This window comes from Xanthobacter sp. ZOL 2024 (genome assembly GCF_052932325.1).
In genome coordinates this window covers 4,033,470-4,056,509 of sequence record NZ_CM128808.1, presented here as the reverse complement: position 1 = coordinate 4,056,509, position 23,040 = coordinate 4,033,470, and the positions used below count along the sequence as shown (strand labels likewise).

Annotated in this window: 26 protein-coding genes; 10 read left to right on the top strand and 16 right to left on the bottom strand. The window is 66.3% G+C overall.

The features are described 5' to 3' along the window. Positions 1-111: 111 nt before the first annotated feature. Together ACU4E7_RS18590 and ACU4E7_RS18585 are read right to left on the bottom strand one after the other, a co-directional pair. On the bottom strand, positions 112-1,746 hold the full coding sequence (locus tag ACU4E7_RS18590; protein ID WP_447019768.1) for a rhodanese-like domain-containing protein: 1,635 nt from the start codon (positions 1,744-1,746) through the stop codon (positions 112-114). Next, the gene (locus ACU4E7_RS18585) at positions 1,743-2,402 is read right to left on the bottom strand and encodes a cysteine dioxygenase family protein (RefSeq protein ID WP_238122534.1); all 660 of its coding nucleotides are present in this window, start codon (positions 2,400-2,402) and stop codon (positions 1,743-1,745) included. The genes ACU4E7_RS18590 and ACU4E7_RS18585 overlap by 4 nt, the downstream gene beginning before the upstream one ends. A gap of 150 nt (positions 2,403-2,552) precedes the next feature. On the opposite strand from ACU4E7_RS18585, the gene ACU4E7_RS18580 reads away from it, so the two are divergent. After that, positions 2,553-3,947: an LLM class flavin-dependent oxidoreductase gene (locus ACU4E7_RS18580; RefSeq protein WP_447019767.1), complete on the top strand. Its 1,395-nt coding sequence runs from the start codon at positions 2,553-2,555 to the stop codon at positions 3,945-3,947. Between the two features lie 201 nt (positions 3,948-4,148). On the opposite strand, the gene ACU4E7_RS18575 is transcribed toward ACU4E7_RS18580, so the two are convergent. The 3 genes from ACU4E7_RS18575 to ACU4E7_RS18565 all read right to left on the bottom strand — a co-directional run bounded on the left by ACU4E7_RS18575 (position 4,149) and on the right by ACU4E7_RS18565 (position 7,533). Next, the gene (locus tag ACU4E7_RS18575; protein WP_447019766.1) at positions 4,149-5,639 is read right to left on the bottom strand and encodes a CoA transferase; all 1,491 of its coding nucleotides are present in this window, start codon (positions 5,637-5,639) and stop codon (positions 4,149-4,151) included. A 92-nt stretch (positions 5,640-5,731) separates the two neighbouring features. Then, on the bottom strand, positions 5,732-7,234 hold the full coding sequence (locus tag ACU4E7_RS18570; RefSeq protein WP_337927143.1) for a sodium:solute symporter family transporter: 1,503 nt from the start codon (positions 7,232-7,234) through the stop codon (positions 5,732-5,734). Beyond that, the gene (locus tag ACU4E7_RS18565) at positions 7,231-7,533 is read right to left on the bottom strand and encodes a DUF485 domain-containing protein (protein WP_447019765.1); all 303 of its coding nucleotides are present in this window, start codon (positions 7,531-7,533) and stop codon (positions 7,231-7,233) included. The genes ACU4E7_RS18570 and ACU4E7_RS18565 overlap by 4 nt, the downstream gene beginning before the upstream one ends. 222 nt (positions 7,534-7,755) lie before the next feature. On the opposite strand from ACU4E7_RS18565, the gene ACU4E7_RS18560 reads away from it, so the two are divergent. Together ACU4E7_RS18560 and ACU4E7_RS18555 are read left to right on the top strand one after the other, a co-directional pair. Then, positions 7,756-8,673, top strand: coding sequence for a LysR family transcriptional regulator (locus tag ACU4E7_RS18560; protein WP_238122538.1), 918 nt, complete (start codon positions 7,756-7,758; stop codon positions 8,671-8,673). A 258-nt stretch (positions 8,674-8,931) separates the two neighbouring features. Next, a complete protein-coding gene (locus tag ACU4E7_RS18555; RefSeq protein WP_447019764.1) occupies positions 8,932-10,314 on the top strand; it encodes an integrase arm-type DNA-binding domain-containing protein in 1,383 nt (460 codons plus the stop codon). 46 nt (positions 10,315-10,360) lie between these two features. Here the strand turns inward: ACU4E7_RS18555 and ACU4E7_RS18550 are convergent, their stop codons facing one another. The 10 genes from ACU4E7_RS18550 to ACU4E7_RS18505 form a co-directional block, all read right to left on the bottom strand. After that, positions 10,361-10,657 carry a helix-turn-helix domain-containing protein gene (locus ACU4E7_RS18550; RefSeq protein ID WP_447019763.1) on the bottom strand — a complete coding sequence of 99 codons (297 nt, stop codon included), beginning with the start codon at positions 10,655-10,657 and terminating at the stop codon, positions 10,361-10,363. Beyond that, entirely contained in the window at positions 10,654-11,010 is a 357-nt protein-coding gene (locus ACU4E7_RS18545) for a type II toxin-antitoxin system RelE/ParE family toxin (protein ID WP_447019762.1), read from the bottom strand. Before ACU4E7_RS18545 ends, ACU4E7_RS18550 begins: the two co-directional genes overlap by 4 nt. 1,253 nt (positions 11,011-12,263) lie before the next feature. Further along, the gene (locus tag ACU4E7_RS18540) at positions 12,264-14,003 is read right to left on the bottom strand and encodes a hypothetical protein (RefSeq protein ID WP_447019761.1); all 1,740 of its coding nucleotides are present in this window, start codon (positions 14,001-14,003) and stop codon (positions 12,264-12,266) included. Positions 14,004-14,019: 16 nt separating this feature from the next. After that, on the bottom strand, positions 14,020-16,110 hold the full coding sequence (locus ACU4E7_RS18535; RefSeq protein ID WP_447019760.1) for a phage tail tape measure protein: 2,091 nt from the start codon (positions 16,108-16,110) through the stop codon (positions 14,020-14,022). Between the two features lie 115 nt (positions 16,111-16,225). Continuing rightward, positions 16,226-16,564 carry a hypothetical protein gene (locus ACU4E7_RS18530; RefSeq protein WP_447019759.1) on the bottom strand — a complete coding sequence of 113 codons (339 nt, stop codon included), beginning with the start codon at positions 16,562-16,564 and terminating at the stop codon, positions 16,226-16,228. Positions 16,565-16,629: 65 nt separating this feature from the next. After that, a complete protein-coding gene (locus ACU4E7_RS18525; RefSeq protein WP_447019758.1) occupies positions 16,630-17,280 on the bottom strand; it encodes a hypothetical protein in 651 nt (216 codons plus the stop codon). Between the two features lie 86 nt (positions 17,281-17,366). Next, on the bottom strand, positions 17,367-17,627 hold the full coding sequence (locus ACU4E7_RS18520) for a helix-turn-helix transcriptional regulator (protein WP_447019757.1): 261 nt from the start codon (positions 17,625-17,627) through the stop codon (positions 17,367-17,369). A gap of 216 nt (positions 17,628-17,843) precedes the next feature. Then, positions 17,844-19,010, bottom strand: a complete 1,167-nt coding sequence (locus ACU4E7_RS18515) for a hypothetical protein (protein ID WP_447019756.1) — start codon at positions 19,008-19,010, stop codon at positions 17,844-17,846. Continuing rightward, on the bottom strand, positions 19,010-19,339 hold the full coding sequence (locus ACU4E7_RS18510; RefSeq protein ID WP_447019755.1) for a type II toxin-antitoxin system HicB family antitoxin: 330 nt from the start codon (positions 19,337-19,339) through the stop codon (positions 19,010-19,012). The genes ACU4E7_RS18515 and ACU4E7_RS18510 overlap by 1 nt, the downstream gene beginning before the upstream one ends. Next, complete coding sequence (locus tag ACU4E7_RS18505) at positions 19,336-19,605, bottom strand: helix-turn-helix domain-containing protein (protein WP_447021666.1); 270 nt, start codon at positions 19,603-19,605, stop codon at positions 19,336-19,338. Before ACU4E7_RS18505 ends, ACU4E7_RS18510 begins: the two co-directional genes overlap by 4 nt. An 82-nt stretch (positions 19,606-19,687) precedes the next feature. Here ACU4E7_RS18505 and ACU4E7_RS18500 point away from each other — a divergent pair, with 82 nt between their 5' ends. The 7 genes from ACU4E7_RS18500 (at position 19,688) to ACU4E7_RS18470 (ending at position 22,230) form a co-directional block, all read left to right on the top strand. Further along, positions 19,688-20,050 (top strand): hypothetical protein, encoded by a 363-nt coding sequence (locus ACU4E7_RS18500; protein WP_447021701.1) that lies wholly within the window; start codon positions 19,688-19,690, stop codon positions 20,048-20,050. A 51-nt stretch (positions 20,051-20,101) separates the two neighbouring features. After that, complete coding sequence (locus ACU4E7_RS18495; protein WP_447019754.1) at positions 20,102-20,362, top strand: hypothetical protein; 261 nt, start codon at positions 20,102-20,104, stop codon at positions 20,360-20,362. A 48-nt stretch (positions 20,363-20,410) separates the two neighbouring features. Next, positions 20,411-20,713: a hypothetical protein gene (locus ACU4E7_RS18490; protein WP_447019753.1), complete on the top strand. Its 303-nt coding sequence runs from the start codon at positions 20,411-20,413 to the stop codon at positions 20,711-20,713. Further along, positions 20,710-20,919, top strand: a complete 210-nt coding sequence (locus ACU4E7_RS18485) for a hypothetical protein (RefSeq protein WP_447019752.1) — start codon at positions 20,710-20,712, stop codon at positions 20,917-20,919. The genes ACU4E7_RS18490 and ACU4E7_RS18485 overlap by 4 nt, the downstream gene beginning before the upstream one ends. Continuing rightward, positions 20,916-21,497, top strand: coding sequence for a hypothetical protein (locus ACU4E7_RS18480; RefSeq protein ID WP_447019751.1), 582 nt, complete (start codon positions 20,916-20,918; stop codon positions 21,495-21,497). The genes ACU4E7_RS18485 and ACU4E7_RS18480 overlap by 4 nt, the downstream gene beginning before the upstream one ends. Before the next feature lie 143 nt (positions 21,498-21,640). Then, on the top strand, positions 21,641-21,922 hold the full coding sequence (locus tag ACU4E7_RS18475) for a type II toxin-antitoxin system RelE/ParE family toxin (RefSeq protein WP_447019750.1): 282 nt from the start codon (positions 21,641-21,643) through the stop codon (positions 21,920-21,922). Between the two features lie 11 nt (positions 21,923-21,933). Continuing rightward, positions 21,934-22,230, top strand: a complete 297-nt coding sequence (locus ACU4E7_RS18470; RefSeq protein WP_447019749.1) for a HigA family addiction module antitoxin — start codon at positions 21,934-21,936, stop codon at positions 22,228-22,230. A 67-nt stretch (positions 22,231-22,297) separates the two neighbouring features. Here ACU4E7_RS18470 and ACU4E7_RS18465 read toward each other — a convergent pair whose 3' ends face one another. Beyond that, positions 22,298-22,912, bottom strand: coding sequence for a recombinase family protein (locus ACU4E7_RS18465; RefSeq protein WP_447019748.1), 615 nt, complete (start codon positions 22,910-22,912; stop codon positions 22,298-22,300). Between the last annotated feature and the right edge of the window lie 128 nt (positions 22,913-23,040).

The window sequence follows — 23,040 nt, the reverse complement described above, 5'->3', positions numbered from 1 at the left end:
GGGGACGCGCCGTGCACACGGCGAGACGCGTCACAGGGAGCGCTCGGACCGGCGCCCCGAGCGACGGCTTGCGACGCATGCTCAGGTGTCGCAGGCGATGCGGTGTGGAGGTCAGATCACCCGGAAATGGTGGGTGCCATCCCGGGCCAGCTGGTCCACCAGGCCGAATTCCCAATCGAGATAGGCCTGCATGGCGGCGCGCGGCGCATCGGTGCCCTCATAGGGCCGGCGATAGCGATCGGTGCGCGGCACGGCGAGCCGGGTCTCGCCGCTCTCCAGCGGCTGCCCCGCCGCGACCCAGGCCGCATTGCCGCCCTCCAGCACCGACACTGCGGCCTCCTTTTCGGCCTCCTGTCCGAGGAGCGCGATCAGGTCTGCCGCGGCCAAACGCGCCAGGATGCCGCGGCCGCAGGTGACCACATAATGCCGGGCGCGGGGCACCGCCTTGAGCGCCGCCGGGAGCTGGGCGCGGATGGCATACCAAGCGCCGGGAATGTGCCCGCGCACATAGTCGATGCCGGGATTGACGTCGATCACCTGGAGCGCAGCCGGATCACCCTCGGCGGCTGCGAGCCGGGCGGCCAGCGTTTCGGCGGTGATCAGAGGCACCTCGGGCAGAGGCGGGCGATTGACGGGCGCGTCGCCGGTGGCGCTGCGGGCGTCGGCCGTCACCCCTTCGAGCACATGCACCTCCCAGCCCATCTGCGCGAGCCAGGAGCCGCTCATGCGGGCGCGCACGCCATCGTCATCATCCAGCACGAAGCGGGCGCCTCGCACCGGGGCGTGGTGGTCTGTCTCCTGCACCAATTGGCCGCCGGGGGCGCTAAGGAAGCCGGGGAGATGGCCTGTCGCATATTCTTCGGGCGTGCGCACATCGAGCCGATAGGTGGTGCGATCGGGCGCGTCCAATGCCACAAGTTCGGGATAGGGCAGGGGGCGCACGCCAGCGCGTTCGGCCACCGCGCGCGCGTCGGCCTGGGCCTGGGCGCGGGCGGCGGGGGGTGCCTCCGGCGGCCGGCGATCGGCGCCGTGGTCGAGGGTCTGGCCGGCCAGCAGCCAGCCGATGGTGCCGTTGCGCAGTGCCGCGATGGGATTGGGCAGGCCCGCATTCACCAGGGATTGGGTGCCGATGATGGAGCGGGTGCGACCGGCGCAATTGACAATGATCCGGGTGTGCGGATCCGGCGCCAGCGCCCGCGCCCGCAGCACCAGTTCGGCGCCCGGCACCGAGGTGGCGGTGGGGATGCTCATGGTGCGATATTCATCGAAGCGCCGGGCATCCAGCACCACAACGTCGGCCTGATCGGCGATCAGCTGTGCCAGTTCCTCGGCCGGCAGCGAGGGCGTGGCCCGCTCATGCTCCACCAACTCGCCGAACGATTTGGACGGCACGTTCACATCACGAAACAACTCGCCGCCGCCGGCGCGCCAGCCCTCCAGGCCGCCTTCCAGCAGATGGACCGCCGTATAGCCAAGCGCGGCGAGGCGTCGGGCGGCGCGGGGCGCGATGTCCTCTCCGTCGTGGTCGCCATAGAGCACCAGCACCGTGTCGCGACGCGGAATGCGTCGCCAGGCGTCGAGCTCGAGCCGCGACAGGGGCAGGTTGGCGGCCCACAGGGGATGGGCCTCGGCGAAGGGGGCTTCCTCGCGCACGTCGAGCAGCGCGGTTTCCTGGCGGGCCAGCAGCCGCGCGCGCACTTCGGCGAACGACAGAACGGGGAAGATGGCGGTGTCTTGAAAGGTCATGCCGGCACGCGATCCTTGAGCCCGTCCTTGGAGCGATCCCACAGGTTGGGCAACGTGGTGTTGCTGTAGCCCGAAACGAAAGGCTTGGGCGCGCCCTGCTCGGGGTAGGTGTGGCGATGCACGCCGCCGATGTTGGCGCCATAGACGTGAATGGAGATGGAGACCTGATCGGCGAAAGCGTTGCTCACCCGATGCAGGTCGCCGATGGTGGGGGAAACCGCTTCCACTGTGCCCGGTTCCAGCCGGCTCGGCGCGCCCTGGGGCAGGGGCCGGCCGGCGGCATCGAGGGCGTAGGGCTGGTTATATTCGGCGCCGCGCAGCATGCCGATGAGACCCCAGACCGTGTGGTCATGAATGGGCGTCGCCTGCCCGGGACCCCACACGAAGCTCACCACGCTGAAGCGCTCCGTGGAATCCGCATGCAGCAGATATTGCTGGTAGTAATTCGGATGGGGCTGGGCATAGGCCTGCGGCAGCCAGCTGTCATTCGCCACCAAAGTGGTGAGCAGCGCGCCGCCTTCGCGCAGGATGCACGGTTCGTCGGGCTGGGCATCGAGCAGCCGTCCAAATGCCACCACGAAATCCCGTAGCGGGCTCAATGATTCGATGGGGGTGGAGCGCGACGGCTCACGAAGGGCGGAGGGCTGCGTGGACATGGCTTCTTGCATCCTAACGATCGTTGGCGACCGGATCTCGATTTAACTTCCATAAATTAATCGATATAGTGTACTTAATGCGAAGCGGAGCGGACCACAAGCCTCGTGGCGCAGCTCAGCGTTCCCCCACGTGCATTTCTGATGCAGGCCATGACCCGAAAGCTGCACCTCAATCTGTTCATCAATGGCCGGGGCCACCACGAGGCGGCCTGGCGGCATCCTGCGGCGACGCCGCGCGCGCTGACCGACCTCGCCTATTATCGCGAGCTGGCGCTGAAGGCGGAGGCGGCCAAACTTGATTCCATTTTCTTCGCCGATCACCTGGCGCTGGCGGATGATCTGGACCATGCCGCGCGCGGGGAGCTGGAGCCGCTGACGCTGATCGCGGCGCTGGCGGCCTCCACCCGCCACATCGGCCTCATCGCCACCGCCTCCACCAGCTATGGCGAGCCGTTCAATCTCGCCCGCCAGTTCGCCTCCCTCGATCACCTGAGCGGCGGCCGGGTGGGCTGGAACATCGTCACCTCCTGGATGGCGGCCGCCGCCGCGAACTTCGGCCGCACGGGCCAGGACACGCAGGCGGAGCGCTATGCGCGGGCCGATGAGTTCGTTGCCGTGGCCCGCGCGCTATGGAACAGCTGGGCGCCTGATGCGGTGCGGGACGATCGTGCCGGTGGCATCTATGCGCGGCGCGATGGGGTGCGTGCCATCGCCCATCACGGTCCGCATTTCGACGTGGAAGGGCCCCTCAACGTGCCCCGCTCGCCGCAAGGCCGGCCGCTGCTGGTGCAGGCCGGCTCATCTGAAGATGGGCGCCGGTTCGCCGCCCGCCATGCGGATGCGGTCTTCACCGCCCATCTGAGCAAGCAGAGCGCCACCGCTTTCTATGGGGACCTGAAGAAGCAGGCCGGCGCCTTCGGTCGCCCGCCGGAGCAGATCGTGGTGCTGCCCGGTCTCTCGGCCGCGATCGGCTCCACTGAGGCGGAAGCCCGCCGTGTGCTCGAAGAGCTGAACGCGCTCGCCCACCCCAGCGTTGGCCTGGAGCGCCTGAAGAACCGCTTCGGCGGCCATGACTTTTCCCATCTGCCTCTGGATCACCCGCTGACCGTGGATGATCTGCCCGATCCCAAGGCGGTGGAGGCCTCGCGCAGCCGGGCGGAAGCCATCGTCGCCCATGTGGCCGCCACCCGGCCCACCTTGCGACAATTGCTGGCGAGCCTTGCCGGCGCCCGTGGTCATTTCACCATGGCGGGCACGCCTGAGCAGATCGCCGACCTGATGATCGATTGGTTCGAGGGTGGGGCCGCCGACGGTTTCAACATCATGCCGCCGGTGCTGCCGGACCAGTTCGACCGCTTCGCGGACAATGTACTTCCGCTGCTGCGACGCCGTGGGCTGTTCCGCGAGGAATATGAGGAGGAGACCCTGCGCGCCCGCTATGGTCTTCCACCGGTGCCGATTTCGCCCTCTCCATCCGAATCCCCGTGTCCACCGAGGGCAGATGGCGTCCAATTTTCTCGTGGCGAGGCCGCAGTGGGGGCGTGACGGTCGTCCCCTCCTGCCTAAGCGTGTGCGGGCTTCATCACGGTCCGCTGGGTGTGTGAACGCGTCCATCTGCAGGCGAAGGAGGGCCGGGCCATCACCTCACCTCGCTGCACTGAAGCCAGGTGGGCACACGCCGCGCATCCCTGTAGGATCGACGCCCCTATGACGCGCCGAGGGCAAGTCACAGGGGTGGCTGTGCGCCTAGCGGACTGCACCTGCGGCTTTAGGCGCCGGCGTAACCCGGTGCTGCCATTCGGGCCGATCGCTGCCGAGGGCGGGGGTGGGGCGCGGCCAGGTGCAGGGCGTGTCTGACATCCGCAGCACGGGGGCGAGGGTTTTCAAATCGCCGTAGCAGGTGCCGTCGACACGGACCGAGAGCGCCTCGAACTCCTCCGGCGAGAGGTGGCCGGGGGCGTCGGCGAAGTCCGAGATCAGTCCTTCGCGTTGCAGAAGCATGGCCGACTGGCACAGGGAGACCTGAACCCGGTAGCTGCCGCCCTCACGCGCCCGGCGGGCCAGCGCCAGCATGGCGCCATAGGCGCCGAGAAAACCGGTGATGAAGTCACACATGAAGACCGGGGTCAGCTCTGGGCGTCCGGACCCGTTCAGCTCGCCCTGGGTATGGCAGATGCCGGTAACCGCCTGCGCCACCTGGTCCCATCCCGCCCGATCGGCGAAGGGTCCACCGGAGCCGAAGCAGTTCACGGAAACATGGATCAAGCCGGGTCGCAGGGCCCTGAGCTGCTCGGCGCCGAACCCATAGGCGGCAAGTCGGCCCGGCCGGTAGCCGTCGATGAACACGTCGGCGATCTCAACCAGCTCGCGCAGACGATCTGCCTCCTCCGGACGGGTGAAGTTGAGGAAGGTGCTGCGCTTGCCATGGCTCGTATCGCGCACGAAGGCGGGGACCTGGGGCAACTCTGGCGCCGTCACCATGAGCACCTCGGCACCATGCTCGACCAGGCTGAGGCCCGCCGTGGGGCCGGCGAGGATGCGGGTGAGGTCGAGCACCCGCAGACCAGACAACGGCGCCTTGCCACCTTTCGGCAGCGGCTCCGGCGCGCTGTCTGCCACCTTGGTGATCTCCACCACCGGGCGCGCGGCGAGATAGGCGCCGTGCGGATGGGCGAGCCATTCCTCGGGGGTGCGGACTTTGCCGCCGCACGCGCGGGCGTCAGCAAGGGCGTTCTCCAGCGCGTCGGCGTCCCAGCGTCCTACCGCGGCCGCTACATCCTCCACCGTGCTGTTGCAGGCGAGCACGTGAAGCACGCGGCGTTCCAGATGGGGCAGGTTGGTATGCGGCAGCACCCAGCCGCCGTCGGCGGTGGCCCAGGGTTGGGTCAGCGCCACCATGTGCTTCATGGCCGCTGAGGTGGGAATGGAATGGTAAAGCCCATCTTCGCCCTTCAGCAGGGTCTCCTCGCCGCCGGAGAGGGACGTGGCCGCGGCGGCGCGGGCATCCACGGAGATCTTCTGGCGGCGCCCGGTGCGCATCGCCCACAGGTCATTGGCGGCCACCCCGCGCGCGGCGAGTACCGCCGCCGTCACTTCGCCGATGCGGAACGGCGTCCGGTAGAAAGGGTCGCTACCGGTGAGGGTCACCTCATCGGCGGGCAGTGCTGTCCCGGAGCGGATGTCCATCAGTTCCCGGAAGGTGTTGAGGGTTTGTGGATCGATGGTGGTCATGGGCATTCCAAAGTCTCTTCAAGCGGGGCGCGACGGCGAGCGACCGCTCCCGCCATGGGCGGAGGGGGCCGGGGACATGGCGCCCCCGGCCGCGTTGATCAGGCCACGCCAGGCAACATCTGCGCGCCACGCCGCTGCGTCATCGAAACCAACCAGCAGGTGAGGAACGCCAGCGGCATGGAGATGAGCGTGGGCGGATCGAGGCTGACCACCGGAGCGGCGAAGCCGAACACCTTCACCCACATGGATGGCCCAAGGACGGTGAGCCCGAGCGCTGCAAGAAGGCCGATGCTGCCACCGGCGATGGCGCCGCGCGTCGTCAATCCACGCCAGTAGATGGAGAGCACCAGCACCGGGAAGGTGGAGGAACAGGCGATGGCAAAGGCCAACGAGATCATGTAGGCGACGTTCTGCCCCTGGAAGGCGATGCCAAGGGCGATGGCGAGCATCCCGAGCGCCACCGTGGCCATGCGTGAGATCTTCAGTTCCCGCGCCTCATCCACATGGCCCTTCAGCACCACGCGGGCATAAAGGTCGTGGCTGACGGCGGAGGCCCCGGCCAGGGTCAGCCCGGCCACCACCGCGAGAATGGTGGCGAAGGCGACCGCGGAGACGAGGCCCAGCATGATGTCTCCACCGAGCACGCGGGCCAGATGGATGGCCACCATGTTGATGCCGCCGATCACCTTGCCGCCGGCACCGACGGCCGTGGCGTCGCCCGACAGGATCACGATGGCGCCAAAGCCGAAGATGGCTGTGGCGGCGTAGAAGGTGCTGATGAAGGCCGTGCCCCACACCACCGAATTGCGCGCGGCCCGCGCATCCGGGACCGTGAAAAAGCGCATCAGGATGTGCGGCAGGCCAGCCGTTCCGAACATGAGCGCAAGGGCCAGAGACAAAGCAGAGAAAGGGGACCGTGCCGCCGCCTGCGGGGCAAGCAGGTCGGCGCCGTTGGGGCGGACCGACGCCGCCCCGTAGAGCAGGGCCGCGAGATCGAAGCCGAACCGCTGCAGCACCAGCACGGCGATCAGCGCGCCGCCGGCCAGCATGAGGCAGGCCTTGACGATCTGCACCCAGGTGGTGGCCATCATGCCGCCGAACATGACGTAGCAGATCATGAGCCCCCCAACGAGCGCCACTGCGACCTTGAAATCGATGCCGAACAACAGCTCGATGAGGGCGCCGGCGCCGACGATCTGGGCGACCAGGTAGAACGCAATCACCACCAGAGAGGCCGCTGCGCCGAAGATGCGCATCGGTGTTTCGTCGAGATGGACGCTCACCACGTCCGAGAAGGTGAACTTGCCCATCTGACGCAGCCGTTCCGCCAGCAGGAACACCACGATGGGCATGCCGGTGGAATAGCCGATGGCAAAGATGTAGCCATCGAACCCGTTGGCGAAGATGAGGCCGGTGAGACCCAGAAAAGCGCCTGCGGACAAGGCGTCGCCAGCCAGGGCGAGGCCGTTCTGCAGGCTCGTGACATTGCCGCCTGCGGCATAAAAATCGTTGGTTCCCTTCGTGTTGCGCGCGGCCCACCAGGTAATGGCCAGCGACAGCGCAACGATGGCGAGGAAGCAGGAGATGGCGATCATATTCATCGCGCGCCCCCTTCTGCCGGGACCAGGGCGCGGGCGGCGAGCGCGACGCTTTCGCGCCGGTTGGCAATCACGGCGTAGATGGCCGTGAGCACGAAACCGAGACCGATCACCCCGAGGCCCAGTGCGAAGGCCCAGGTGAAGATGCCGCCCGGTTGGATGGGCGCGGCCAGAAGTTGCGGCGCAAAGGCGCCAAGCGCCGTGAAAGTGAGATAGACGCCGGCGAGGATTGCGGTGGCCGCAAGGCCCAGGCGGCCGCTGCCCCCTGAGGAGGGGTGTGGCGGATGGGGCTGGAGGGTCATGTTTTTGTTCCCGTCTTGGAAGGCTGACGCGCATGGCCCCGTCCTCCCAAGCGGGGCGCAGGCGTGTCACGGAATGCGGCGTCACGGTTGGGAACGGGTCCGGCCGGTGGCTGCCTCATTTCTGATCAGAGTGCTGCCCTGATCATTATCGAGGCTAGCAGTGGCTTCTGTATTCCAAAAATGGTTTGATGCGATCGTAGTCATCTGAAAATGAGATGTCTGATGCAGAGTGCCGATCTCGAATTCTTCATCGCGGTGAGCCGGGAGGCGTCGATCGGCGGCGCGGCGACGCGCCTGAACACCGCCCAATCCAATGTCACTAATCGCATCAAGAAGCTTGAGGCGGACCTTGGTGTCATCTTGTTTGAGCGGCATTCGCGCGGTGTGAAGCTTACGGCGGCGGGCGAGAGACTGCTGCCGTTCGCCGCCGAAGTGAGCCGGCTGTTGCGTGAAGCGCGGATGTCGGTGACAGCGTCCGACCGACCGCGCGGCCCCCTTCAGATCGGCGCCATGGAGACCACGATGGCGCTGCGCCTCAGCGAACGCCTGGTGAACTTCTCCAGCCTGCATCCCGATGTGGATCTGACTCTGCGCACCGGTACTTCGGCCGAGCTGACGGAGCAGGTGCTGCAACAGGAGCTGGAGGGCGCTTATGTCTGTGGGCCGGTGGCGCATCCCCGCCTTGTGGCGCGCCGCGCATTCCTGGAAGAACTCGCGGTGCTGGCCGGGCCGGACGTGCGCTCGCTGGACCCCTTCGTTGAGCGTGGACAAGCCAACATTTTCGTTTTCCGGCGGGGCTGCTCCTATCGTCAGCGCCTGGAACAGCTGCTTGCGCGCCGGAACATCGCGGTGGGGCGGACGCTGGAATATGGCAGCCTCGATGCCATTCTCGCCTGCGTCTCCGCGGGCATGGGGCTGACATTGCTGCCGGTGGATCTCGTCGCATCCCACGCGCGCAGTCACGCCTTATCCATCCTGTCCCTGCCGGAGGAGGAGGGGAAGGTGGAGACGCTCTTCATCCGCCGGGCGCAGGTCTATGTATCCCCTGCCCTCACTGCCTTTCTGGATGTCGCGCAGTTGGCCATGGGCGGCGCGCCTTTCCCGTCCGCAGGTCAAGTCGGAGCGACGGGCCAATCCTGATGCTCACAAGCGCACCGGCGGGGCAAATTTGGATTGAGTGCCAAGGGGCTGAAATGGTCGGAGCAGCAGGATTTGAACCTGCGACCCTCTGCTCCCAAATCCGAAAATACCAGTTTTCCGGGAATATCTATAGGTGTAGCAAAATATATAAGCCATTCATTTTAAACGAAAGTTTGTATATTACCGTTTCCGTGCTTATCCTGCATTTTCATCCACGGTGGCGACAGGGTGGCGACAAAAAATTCGGAGCAAACGGGGATGGCTGATGGATTTCGCCTTTCAAAACGGGTCGTGGATGGCCTGTCCGTCGCAGATAGGCCGCGCGTTTTCTATGACGCGGAGGTTAAGGGCTTTGGCCTGCGGGTGACGCCCACCGGAGCCAAGACCTTCATCGTCGAATACCGGCCTGGCGGTGGTGGCCGCGGAACTGCCAAGCGGCGAATGAAGCTCGGGACCTATGGCGAGATCACGCCGGAGCAGGCCCGCAACATGGCGCGAGATGCGCTTGCGGCTGTACGATGTGGCCAAGATCCCGCGGGAGACCGCGCCCATGACCGCGCGGCGCCGATGCTGGAAGAGGTTGCTGCCCGCTGGCTGGCTGAAGAGGTCGAGCCGAAACGCAAAGCCAAGACCGTAATCGCATACGAGCTGGCCCTCAGACGCCACATCCTTCCTGTGCTTGGCAAAAGGAAGGCGCACACCATCACACGGGCAGACGTTGCCCGACTTCACCGCAAGATCGGGGTGAACGCGCAAACTGCCGCCAATCGAGCGATCGCGGCGCTCTCTTCCCTTTACAGCTGGGCGGAGAAATCGGGCGAGGTTCCGGAGCAAACGAACCCTTGCGGGGGCATTGATCGGTTCCGTGAACGGCAACGCGAAACCTACCTTACCAGCGATCAACTGGAGCGCTTGGGCGCAGCGATCCGCGAGGCCGAGACCGACGGTATCCCATGGAACCCACCGAACCCCGGCAAGCAGGTGAAACACCTGCCGCGTGAAGAAAACCGGCGCACGCGGATTCACCCCCACGCCGCCGCCGCGCTTCGGTTGCTCATCTTCACCGGGGCCCGGCTGCGGGAGATTCTCCACCTCAAGTGGAGCGAGGTTGACCTCGAGCGGGGCCTGTTGCTGCTACCCGATTCGAAGACCGGGCGAAAAACCATCATCCTCAACGCGCCGGCAGCCACCATCCTGGCCGAGCTCCCGCGCCTGGGTGACTATGTGATCGCCGGCGACGATCCGAAGAAGCCGCGCTCGGACCTCAAGAAGCCGTGGGCGCTGGTGGCGCGGCGGGCCGGGTTCACGGCGCTGGTGGAGAAGCGCGGCGCCGATGGCCAGCCGGTGCTCGATCGCAAGGGGCAGCCGGTGATGGAAGAGCGCACCAATGTGCGCCTGCATGATCTGCGGCACACCCACGCCAGCGTGGGCGCCGGCGCCGGCCTGGGGCTGCCGATGATTGGGCGCCTCTTGGGCCACACCCAGGCGGCCACGACCCAGCGCTACGCTCACCTTGCCGACGATCCCCTGCGGCGGGCCTCTGAGACCATCGGTGCGCGCCTTGCCGAGGCCATGGGCGAGGCGCCTGAGAAGCCCTCAGGCGCGGTGGTGCCGCTACACGGCGGCGGGCGGAAGGTGTAGCCGGTCGAAGAGCGCCGAGGGCGTCCGAGGGCCGCCCACGGAGCTCTCAGGCCGCCAAGGTGATCCGTCCGGGCCGGCTTGCCGGCTTGCGCTTGGTGCGGATCTCGACGTCATGCCCGAGCGCTACGAGAAAGCCGAGCATCCGCTCGAGCGAGTAGCCCAGCACCCGGCCGTTCACCAGCCGGCTGACATCGGGCTGGGCGATGCCGAGGACATCCGCCGCGGCAGCCTGGGTGAGCCGGCGCCGCTTGATGGCCTCTCGCAGCTTGAGCACGATCTGCGCCTTGAGTTGCTCTTCCTCCGGATGGGCAAAGCCGAGATCGGCAAAGACGTTATCGCTCATGGTTTGGCCCCATGCAGTTCCTCCGCCATGCGCAGGCGTTGGCGGATCAGGTCGATTTCGTGCTGAGGCGTGGCGATGCCGCGCTTCGATTTCTTTTGGAAGGCGTGCAGCACATACACCACGCCCGCCAGCTTCACGGTGTAGACGGCACGATATGTGTCGCCTTCATGGTTTTCGACAATCTCCAGAACGCCCGCGCCGTTGAACCCCTTGAGGGGCTTCGCCGCGGGGTGCTTTCCACCCTGTTGCGCCTCGAAAAGCGCCTGCCCGAAGCCACGGCGCACATCTTCCGGAAACGTCCGAAGGTCGGCCAGGGAAGACCCGATCCACTCCACCGCCTTCAACGCGCTCATGCTCCTGTTCCTGCAGTATAGCAGTTTAACTATATCCTTCCAAGCCGCTCCCTCTGCAATCCCACTTGCAGAGCAACCTTTTTCACCCCGCCTCCCTCCTGTCGCTCTTCGCGCGAGACGGCGGAGAATGACGCAAGGCCCCAGAGGAAGGGGCGCCGGCGCCCAAGGCACCAATGGGTTGCACTCCGCGAGCGCGAGCGGCGCTTGAGGGGCGTGGGGTGGAGGCTTTGCGCCGTGCGGTGGGGTGCCACGGCCCCCACCGCACGGCAGGTCCAAGAGCGCGCAGGGGGGCGGAAAAGGCCGATGGCCAGGCCTGCCGCCAAATGTGGCAACAAAGTGTTAGTATTGTGTTTGATGTGTGAAAATGGGCCGCTGAAGCCCTAAAAACTATACCATAGCACCGCTTATGGTGGACTCCCGACGGCTCCCGTCGGCGGCACGACGGCCAGAAAATTCCCATAAGTACATGATATATAACAACAAAGTCGCTTTCGACGCCTTCGACGGCTTCTTATATAGCCCATTTTTTCACATATCCATGTGCGCCTCTCCACTCGCCGGCCTGCGACACCTTTTTCTTTTCCTTTTTTCTAAATTCGCGCACGTAAAATAGAGCCGTCGAAAGCGTCGAGGCGTCGTGACGCCTTATATTTGAAGGCGTTGCGGGGGATTGCGAAGCCGTCGTGCTGCCGACGGGAGCCGTCGTGAACACCTCGTCTGAGGTGTAATAGTGTGGGATTTGGCCCCTTACGCCGATTTTCGGGCGCGCAGAATCGCATTTTCGAGCCATTTAATTCGATTTTTTGGCGCACAAAATCACCCCGTCAACTGGCGCTGCGGATCGTCAACCAGGTCAACCGTGATCCCCTGCGCGTCGGACTGCCGAATGCTCGGGAGCCGCGGGCCCGCGCAGGGTGGGGGTGTTCGGAAGGACCCGGGCGCGCTGAGGGCGCCGGCCTCGGCTGGCCGCGCGCGCGTGCAACCAGGGCGCGCGCACACGTGTGCGGCACGGGATAAATGCTTGAAAATGCGTGATGCGTGTACCGCGTGCGTGTGCACCCACTGGCGACATCTCGGGAGGCTGCGGCCCCGTGCGGGGGGCCGATGCGTGTACGGTCCCTAGATAGGGGGGTAGGCGTGGCGATGGGGGCACAGTGTGGCCGCGCTGCCCCCCCCTCAGCGGGGGGTGAGAACGTCCGCCGTCGGCCCCCGGAATGGAAGGCAGAGGGTGCCGGGCGCGGAAGGAAAGGCGGTCACCGCTGGGGATACGATGGCGCGATGATCAAGGTGCGCCGCTCGCCCCGGCGGCGGACGAAGGTGAGCCCCTTCCAGCGCAGCAGGTCGGCAACCCGATCCACCCGCGTGCCGAGCCCCATGGCCGTGGCCGGCCATGACCGGGAGCGGCGGACCTCCTCGGGCGTGCGGCGGGTGAGGATCTCGTGGAGCTGGGAGGGGGTGCCTTCCCACCCGCTGGTCGGGTGTTCATCCTCGATCCACGCGACGATGGCCTTGGCGACGATGTCAGCGTCATAGGCCGCTTCCATGGTCTCTTCCCGGCCGGATTCCAGCGCCTGCACGAAGGTCCCCCGTTCCCAGCCCAGGCCCGGCTCGGCGGCCGTCATCCACAGGGCGAAATCGGCCATGCGTGGGAGCCTGGCCAGGGTGGTGGTGGGGGCGTTGCGCAGGGCGGCGGACACGGCGTCCAGCAGCGCGGCGATGATGCGCGGCTGCGCAGCGGCGAACTCCGCGTCCATCTCTCGGTCGGTGCGGCGGGCCGTTTCGGGAATGGGCGCGAGGCGGATTGCCAGGGCGCGCGACATGAGGTCCGCCTGGGCGCCGAAGTGCCCGCCGATGCCGTTCAAGATGATGGGGCGGGCTCCGGTCAGGAAAACCTGTTCTGTGTTCGTGTGGAGGGCGCGGGCGGCAGAGGCAGATCCGGACGCGATGCGGCACAGTTCGTCGGAAAGCTCGGCCTGCATGGACGAGATGTTGTCGAGGACCACGACAAACTCGTTCGCCGCGCCGGCGAACAGGTCGCGCAGGTCTTTCGGGGGCGAGCGCATGGCGGCCACAAAGGGATCAACCAGGGAGCGCATGCGCACCGCGAGCCGGCTTTTGCCAGTGCCCGCCTCGCCCGAGAGAACGGCGATCGGGAAGGGGCCTTCGCCAGAGAGCGCACCCACCAACCAACTTACCGTCAGGATGTAATTGTCCTCGCCATCGGCGTTGACCAGCCCCCGTAGCTCGCTCAGACCGCTATCCGATGCCTCCGGCTCGGGCAGCGGCAGCATGCCGGCCGAGCGGAGGAACTTGGCTGGGCAGGCGTCGATGACGCGCCATTCCTGCGCGGTCACCTCCACCGCGCGCCATGCATCGTCACATAGGTCAATGAAGATGCGATCGCCCACGCGCGCCACGCGGCGGTAAATTTGATGTGTCGGGCCCCGCTGGGCGAGCACATCGCACAGCCGGGCAATATCCTTGAGGGCGCTGGAGGTGGGCGCCACGCCTGTGACGTCGAAAATTCGGGAGGCGAGCCAGCGTTCGAAGCCGCGGCTTTCCAGGGGCCAGTTCTCGCGGTGGCCGTTCACGTCGATGGTGGCGTGGCCGTCGCCGCTGGGCGCGCGCCAGAATTCCGCGCCTTCGGCGATTTCGCCGATGGTGTCGGCCGCGGTGGAGCGCCGCCGGGGCGCTTTGCGGGGGGCGGCATCTTCTTCGCCGCCCGCCTCGCCCTCGGCATCGCCTTCTCGCCGCCGCCGGGGCCGCCCGCGGCGCTTGCGCGGGGCGCTGGCGGGCGATGTGGTGGCGGGGGCATCGTCGCCCAGCGGCTGGCCGGCGTCGCCTTCCGCGGCATCCGCAGCGAGCGGCGGGCTATCGATGGTGGGAAGGTCGTTGGGCGGTGGGGTGGCATCGTCACCGGCGGCGGTCCCGGTGACAATGGCGGCAATGTGGGCGGCGACGGTCGATGGGGGCGCCTTTTTGTCTTCGGTCATGGTTGTTCGCGCTTCCTCAGGGGCCGGTCACGGTGCTGGTGGTAGGCGCCGCTTCCGGCATCGAGCGGCCCGTGGGCGCGGCGCTTTGGATCCGCAGCACCCCTTCGGCCCTTTTCATCGTTGCCTCGAGCAGGGCCGAGGGCTCGACCCGGACGGTCACATTCACATCGGCGCGGCCCGTGACTTCCGACTCGATTTTGTAGTTTCCGCCGCCGAGGTCAGTCAGGCCCGGGCCGGTGAGGCCAGCCCCACCGCCAGGGAGGGCGGGCCGCCCCGGGGCGTTGGGGGGCGGCGCGAAGGAATTCAGCGCATCCGCAGCCGCTTTGCTGGGTTCACTGTCTTTGAAGGCGTCGCCGAAAGCGTTGTACGCGAGGTACCCGAGATAGCCGGCTGCAGCCGCCCCGAGGACGAGGCCGCCGGTGGCCACAGCCCCCACGCCGGCCGCGCCGGCGGCAGCCGCACCGGCTCCACCGGCCACCGCGCCGGCACCCGCCGCGGCGGCGCCCACGCCGGCGGCGGCTCCCGCACCGGCGGCCCCGAGCGAAGCGAGACGAACCAGGCCCATGGCGGCGGCGCCGGCCTTGGCGGCGATCTCGAAGGCCACCAGGCCGGCCACCGCGGCGGTGGCGGCGGTGCCGATTTTCAGAATGGTGGGATCAAGCTCGGAGAGGTGCTGAAGCGCGCCGCCAAACGTGCTGACCGCCGCCGTCATCTGAGGATCCCAGGCGCGCCCCACTGCGGTGGTAAAGTTGAGCACTGCCGCTTCGGCTTGCTGCATGGCGCCGGAAAAGCCGGCGGTGCGCTCCTCCGCGATTTTCGAATGGAAGTCGCCGCCGGCGGTCAGCAGCTTTTGCACATAGTCGTTGAAGAGGGGCAGGCCGCCCTTGGCGAGGATGGAAAAGCGCGCACCCTGCCGGTCCGTGAAGAGAGCATTCGCCTGCGCCAGTGTGGGATTGGCGGCGAGAATATCGCGCAGCAGCTTCTCAACATCGACGCTCTCCACCGCCAGCTTATAAAAGCCGCCGGCCACCTTGGCGATTGCTTTGGAATCGACCGCCTTCAGCTCGCCGTTCTTGGCTTTGGCAAAGCTTTGGCCCACGATGTCCACCACCGCATCTGTGAAAGCGCCTTGATCGCCCACAACCTCAGGGTCTTCGAGCCGGGTCTTCAGGGCCGCAATCTGGTCGGCTGAGAGCTTTTTTCCCAGGTTCCGGGCGACCGAGCCGCTCAGGTTCTCCGCGGAGAGCGCGCCGGGCATTTTGGTGTAATCGCCATAGTTTAACCCCAGGGCGCCGAGCGCTTCGATACCTTTCTTGGTGGGCGACACCAGCTTTCCCGCGAAAGCCCGAACCGCAACGCCGGATTCGTCGCCGCGAATATTCGACTTGCGCAGGATCGCGGCCATCGCGCCCAGTGTTTCATCGGAAAACCCTGCAACGGAGCCCGGCGCGCCACCATATTTGAAGAACTGCCGCACGTCTTCTTCATTGAGCCCGCTAATTTTTGCGAGCTTGGTGGCGTAGGAGGCCGCTTTGTTTGCAGCCTCCACCGCGGCCGAGGTGTCCTTCAGGTCCTTTCCGGTGGAAAACAGAATGCCTTCCAGCGTTTTGGCGGCGGTGGGCAGGTCGGTGCCCAGCGCCAAGGCGAACTTGGCCGAGGCGTCCGTGATGGCGGCGATGGCGTCGGCCGGCAGGCCACGTTGAGCCAGATCCGTCTGCGCGTGCAGGATTTCGATGTCGTTGAATCCCTTGATTTCGCCGCTGGTGGCTTGCTTGATCAAGGATTTCTGTTGCTCTTCCGTAATCCCGAGGATGGCGCGCTGATAGCGGACCAGGTCATCATAGGTTTTGTAGAGCTCTGCGACGTTTTCCACTGCCCGGGCGGTGCGGTGGACGGCATAGCTCGCCCCCACCGCACCAGAGATCTTGTGAACCGCGTGGTCGATCTTCGCGAGCGGCCCGGCCACCTGGCCCAGGGCCTTGCCCGCGCCGCCCGAGGCGGAGCGGGTGGCTTGTTCAAGCTTGCGAATCTTGCCGGCGATGCTTTCGAAGACCTGGCCGGTATTGTCTTTGGCGGAAATAATCGCCCGCGCCTCGATGGTTCTCATCGTCCGGATCTCCGTCTCGCGGCTTCAATCAGCTTCGCGCGGTTGCCCGCGCGGATCGTCCAAAAGATGATTTCACTGAAGGTGAGTTTTCCGCAGGTGTGAGCGTCCACAATCTTCAGGTCGAAGACGAGGGTGTCGCAGATTTGGAGGAGTTGGACAGGCGGGCAGCGGTAAAAAAACCGAGCACCGCTTCCTTCAGCGCGATCGCATCAGCGAGGCAGAGCTGGGCGAGATGTATCGGATCAACATCAACAACGCAGGCGTCGACGTATTTCTTGATGGTCTCGTCATTCTCCGCGCTCATCAGGACGCCATTTTCGCCTTTCGCCACTGAGAAGGGCTCGCCGTAGCGAAAGAGCTCTTCGCCTCGGGGTTCGCGCACGGTCAGCCTATCGACTTGACCGGAATGGGTGACGATGCAGCGGCGCAGGGTGATGGTGATGGTTTCGGACATGGGGGTTCCTTTGGGGTGGAGGAAGAGGGGATTGATGGGAGCCCGCGCCGGGGCGCGTACCCGGCTCAGTTGCGGGGCTTAAGCGCCGCCAGGGCGGCCTCGCCATAGGCGGCAAAGACGGCGGCGGAATCCTGGACCTCGGACAGGCTAACCCCCGAGAATTCGACGGCTTCTGAGCGCTTGAGATCGCGCACCAGCGCTTCCAGCGCCCGGGCGGTGGTCACCAGTCCGCCGAGCACCACCACCGGAACACTCACCACCTCTTCGGTGGTGGCGGCTTCCGGGGGCAACTCCGCAGCCATGGGCGGGGACGCTATCGCCGGGAGCGGGTAGCCGCGCTCGCGCATCCGTGTGAGGAGGATTGCCGCGCCCAGCAGGGCGAGGAGCCGGCGAAACGCATCCTGCGGGCCGCAGGGGTCATCCGGCCGGCGCCAAAGCCGTCCGGCCACCGCCTCTGCCCAGGCGAAGGCAGCCTGACGACCGTTTCCGTCCTCCCATGTGCCGGTCAGTGCATCTACCCTGACCTCGCCCGGGGCGAAGCGCAGATCTGCGGTTTGCTCCGCACCAGCCGGCCAGCACGCCGCTTCCGACGGGCCGGCGAGAGAGACGAGGCCGCCGCCAAGGCGCGTCATCGGCGCGAGGGCCGCGAGATATTCAGCTGCCATCGGGAAAATGGCCTTCGTGAGCGCCTGCGCCAGGAGCTCGGTCACGGTCACGCGACCACGATCCGCGCCCGAAAGAAGCCGCAGGAACAGAGCACCTTCGTCTTCGGTCAGAATGAACGGTGAGGGGGGCGATTTCATCACGCGCGCTCCCCAGCTTCGGCCGCGATGGTTGCGGCGCTGGTGGAGGTGCGTTTGCGCGAGTCGGCCCATTCCATAAGTACCGAGGGGCGGTAGCGCACCGCTCGGCCGAGCTGGACGTAGGCGGGACCATCGCCGCGCACGCGCATTTTACAGAGAGTGATGGGCGCGAGGCCGAGAAGCGCGGCCGCAGCGGCCGTGTCGATCATCGCTTCCACATGAGCCGGCGTCGCGGCGCCGCAGGACGTTGTTTGCATCATCGGATAGATCCTTATCCGGCCTGCCAACAGCAGGCCCTAGGAGCCATCAGGACAGCGTGTTTTCAGCGGCTTGTAACGGACACTTCCGCGCGCGAAATCGGCCGCAAAGTGTCAGCCGGACACTTTGGGACTGTGTGGAGGGGGCAAAGTGTCCGTAGCCTGGGCGCTCGGTACACTTTCCGCGCGGCGGAAGCGGCTGAAGTGTCCCCAGCGTCCTTAGATTTTTTTCGTGGCCTGCGCCGCAGCCATGCGCTTCTTCAAGCGTTCCATGACCTTTGCATCATCAACAAGCGCTGCGAGCCGCTCAAATTCCGCCTGCTGACCCTTGGCGGCCAGATACGTCACCACCGCATCAAGCTGCGCTACGCTCACCCCATTGAGAGCCCGCGCGGGCGCAGGCGCCGTGGCGGCAGCCGGCGGCATCCGCCTCCCGACCTTTGATGAGCGAGGGATCAGCATTCCACCACTTCCGCTGCCCGCGCGCGCGGTGCTCAGCTCGCTCTCGCTCAAAGCCCGCTCGAACTCCGCGCCTATGCCTTCACCCGCTGGCCGCTCATCAATTTCCGCGAGGGTGGTCCGCACCGCGCGATGCCATTCCAGATCTTGCGCGCCTCCGATTGAATGAAACGCTGATGCCACGAACTCATAGAAGTGATCACTGCGCGGCGGATTGGACCCTGTGAGACGGCGCCAGAGAAAGCCCATTCCCTCAATGAACTCTCGGCGCCAAATCAGGTGGGGGGCACCCCTTGGGGACTCCAATTCACCATGCCGCTCTTTAAGAATAGCGGCAACAATACGCAGATCCTGCAACCCGCCAACCGCCCGTGTGTGTGCGTCATCATAATGTTGCGCGCGTTCGAGGCCCTTATCTTCACTGCGCTTGTCTTGCCTCCATATGGCCCGATCCCCGCGAAAGTAACCCTGCACGTCAATTTGATCATCTCGCGCGGCGCTCTCCTCATCCCATAACGCGATCGCCGCCAAGGCCTCGCGCGCCGCCGCCACATCCTTCAGCCGTCTCTCTATGGTGGCGCGCTCTTTGGCCAACGCCGCCACCATGCGATACCGCATGTTGCCGGAATTAACCGCGAAAGGGATGAACCACCGCGCCAGCGCAAAAGGGCACCTGTCGCCTGCCGATTCCCTCGTGATACGCGGGTGAAGCGCGCGTCCGCGCGCGTCCCTGCGGTCAATCAGACCCGCCAACACATCATCAATCGGAAGCCGCTCCACCGGTTCCGACCAAGGTTTGCGCTCCAACTCCCCAGCCTGAATCCGTGCTTCCATCTCCCGCGAGCAATTGGGCAGATCACCCGTTGCCCCATGCCTGAGAAAATCCAGATCCGAATCGCGCATTTCGCGGCGCTTCATCTTGCTCATCACCGCCCCCGCCCGATCATTGCCCAGTGCGCGGCGAGCGGGGCGAGAAAGCGGGTGCCGCCCCAGTATTCCAGCGGGTGCGGTGACCGGCTAAAGCGGGCCTGGACCAGCACTTCGCCGGGGCGGGGGCCGGACGGGCGCGGCAGGCGGCGCGGCGGCATGCCAGCGCACCACGTCGCGAGCGCGTCAGCCGCCTTCCGCAGCGCCTCGGTGCGGCCACGGCCGAAGGTCAGGCAGCCGGGACAGTCCCTGAATTCAGCGCACCACCAGGGCCCTTCACGCTCCAGCCGGGCGAAATAGCGCGGGCGTGCGCCGATGAGGTGGCTCATGACGCTGCGCCTTCATCGGTGGGGATAACCTCCAAGCGCACCCCCGGGCCGCCCGTCGCGGAGGATTCGCCGGCGGCGATGAAGGACACGCCTGCGCCTTCCAATGCTTTCCGAATGTCGGCCAGCGTTCGCGCATAGGGCTGGCGCCGCCCCGCCTCAAAGCTGGCGATGGTCGGCTTCGCCACTGCTGCCCGCCCGGCCAATTCATCCTGTGACCACCCCAACAGGGCGCGGGCGGCGCGGCTTTGCTCTGCCGTGAGTAACATTTTGGAACAACCTTGTTCGATTGAGATTGACTTAATCGGATAACCAGATACTATTAACACAAGGTTGAGGGGGAGGCGAGAGATGGCCAAGATCGATCGGAGCAGCGTGATGAAGCGGGCCTGGACCATCTTCCGCCTCTCTATGCAGCGCTTCAGCCGGCCGGCCTTCGGCGCTGCCCTGCGCCAGGCCTGGACCGAGGCGAAAAACGCCCCGGTGAACAGCTGGGACGCTCTGATGCGGAGCGGCGCCATCCTCATGCGCGGCATGCCGCGCAGCGAGGTGATCGCGCGGCTCGACTCCGCCCTCAAGGTGGCCCGTGCCAACGCGGCCCGCTACAGCCGCGCCGGCACCCCGCGGGACTGGGCCACTGCCCGCTATCGGTCGAAGGACATCATGCGCGTTGCCAACCTCGAAGCCCTGCTGGCTCGCGAACTCGCCGCCTGATTCCCCGCCGCACCGCCATGGCGCGCCCATCACCACCGAAGGAGAAACGCAATGTCTGCGAAAGCCGAAGCACGCCCGCGCGAGGGCCACTGCCAGTTCACCGAAGACTTCACCGCGGAGCAGGGCGACGAAGACATGATCACCGAGTTGGATTGGCTCCGCGCCCATCTCAACGCCATCGATGACCTCTTGGCCGGGGCGGACTCTCTGCCCCACCACATCAACCCGAAATCCATCCGCGCCCTGATCCAGAGCGCCGAAGACCGCCTGACGGGCATCATCCGCGCCGCCCACCGCGAGCACGCGGACTGATCCCCCACCGCGCGCCGTGGCGCGCCCCTCATCTCAGAAGGAAAGCACATGCCTGCCAAAGCCGAGGTGCGCCCGAGTGCGGGCCGCTGCCAGATCACCCAAGACTTTGCGGCCAGGAAGGAGGGCGAAGACCTCGTGATGGAGCTCGATTGGCTTCGCGCTCATCTCGGCGCCATCGATGACCTGCTGGCCGGGGCGGACTCCTTGACCAACCACATCGACCCCAAATCCCTCCGCGCCTTGATCATGAGCGCCGAAGACCGCCTGACGGGCATCATCCGCGCCGCCCACCGCGAATTCGGCACCGACGAGGACTTTCTCAACGACACCCCCCCGGGAGACGCGAAATGAACAGCGAGCCCAACGCCTTCACCCTCCTCCTCGCCATCGGCGACCGGCTGACCGGCATCGAGATGATGGCCGAAGGCCTGAAGCGCATGGCGGATCCCTCCTATGGGGCCGCCTTCGCCGAGGTGGCGCAGGACACTTCCCGCCACCTCGCCCAGCTGCGCGAGATCCTGCTCGCCGAGGCCCGCCTGCAAAGGACTGCCCCATGACCTGCGCACCAACCCCGATCGCCGTCCTCTGGCGCCAACGCCAGGCGCTCCTCACCCGAGCGACGGCGGCGCGCGAAACGCTCAATGCGGTGCTGGCGCTGCACCCCTCCTTCAACTGCGCGGTGAGCAGATCTCCGGAAACCCTGAGCCTCGACGAAGTTGCCGAGGGCCTTTGCCCGCCGCAGTTCCGCACCACCCTGCGCCTGCAGGGCGGCGGCGCGCTGGTCACCACCAACCCAACGCTGCTTCGGCACATGTTGCGCGAGCACCCGTGCACCCCCAAGCAGGCGGGGTGGGCCCGTGCCCGGCTCGCCGCCATCGAAGCGGCTGAGGCTGCGGAGGCGCGCCAGCGCGAGGCCTCAGGCCTTGCCGCTGCCGAAGCCGAGCAGGATGCGGCCGACGATGCGCTGGAGTTGCTGGAAGAACGCCTGCTGACCACGCCGGCGCGCAGCCTCGCCGATCTTGCCGCCAAGGCGCACACCCTCCACCGCCAGCGCGATGCCTTCGACGAAATGGAGCCCCGCCACGTTGACGCCCTGCTGGCCGACATCCTTGCCCTGGCCGCGCCGAGCATCTAAGCGCCGCTGCAGCCGGCCACGTGACCAAACCACCGCCCCGTGCCAGGGCGGTGGTTTTTCATTATGCGTATCGCGTCGCGATACTTTTTGCTTGCGGATCGTATCTTCGTGCGATACGTTTCGGGCGTCGAACGGGACTGCCGATGATCCTCAATTTCAAGGACAAGATCACCGCAGCGGTGTGGGCCGGCACTGTCGGAAAAGGCTTTCCTTCTGAGCTGGTGCGGATTGCCCAGCGGAAGCTCGCGATGATCAACGCGGCCGTCACCCTCGACGCCTTGCGTGCCCCGCCCGCCAACCGCCTGGAGGCGCTGAAGGGCGACCGCGCGGGGCAGCATTCCATTCGCGTGAATGATCAGTTCCGCGTGTGTTTCGTCTGGCGCGACGGCCATGCCGCCGATGTCGAAATCACTGATTACCACTGAGGAGTGATGCCATGATCGGCCCCAGCCCTGCCATTCATCCCGGTGAGATTCTGCGCGAAGAGTTCCTGGCGCCGCTCGGCCTCACGCCCTATGGCGTGGCAAAGGCGGTGGGTGTGCCGCGCACCCGCATTGAGCGCCTCGCCCGCGAGGAAGCGCCGGTGACGGCGGACACGGCCTTGCGTCTCGGGCGCTATCTTGGCACGGGCCCCGAATTCTGGATGAACCTTCAGGCCGCATATGATCTGGTGACGACGGCTCCGAACATTCCCAGCCTCGCGACGATCAAGCCGCACCAGGCCGCGGCGTGAGGCCCCGGCTGCAAGGGGCCAAACGAGACGAGCGCTTCCGCGGCCGATAGACGGGCAGGGGGCATCCTCAGGCGGGCAGCAGCCGTTTCGCGATCTTTGCGACAGTCGCCCGGCTGCACCCGGTGGCGGCCTGTATGCTGGTCCAGGAGGCGCCCGCCCGCAACATGGCCGCGATCCCGTCATTGCGCGCGGTGTTCTCGATCCGGCCGCGGTATCGCCCGTCAGCTTTGGCTTTTGCTTGCCCCTGGGCCTGCCGACGCCGGCGGTCCTCATAATCCTTGCGGGCCACGGCGGCGAGAACGTCGAGCATCATGGCATTGACGGCGGCGAACATGCGGCCCGTGAATTCATCCGCGGGGGTGGCGAGCATCCATGACGTGGGCAGATCGAGGGCGACGACACGGACCTGGCGTGCGTCAAGCTCGCCTCGCAGCTTCTGCCAATCGGTAGAGGTGAGGCGCGAGAGCCGGTCCACCTGCTCGATCAGCAGCACGTCGCCCGGGCGGCTGTCGGCCAACAGGCGGAACAGCTCGGGACGGGCAAGCTTGGCCCCGCTCTCATTCTCCACATAGGTGCCCGCGATGGTGAGGCCGCGCTCGGCCGCGAAGGCCTCCACCTGCGCTCTGGCGCGCGTCGCGTCCTGCTCATCGGTGGAAGCCCGGAGATAGCAACGCGCGAGCATCGGAAACCACCTCAGTTCACTTAGGATGGTTTCACTTTATCAGTTCATTTTGAATGGTCAATATGGCAATTTTGAACCGGCTTTTGGCTGGTGCAGTTAGGGTATGCTCTAAAGATACTGGCGCGGAG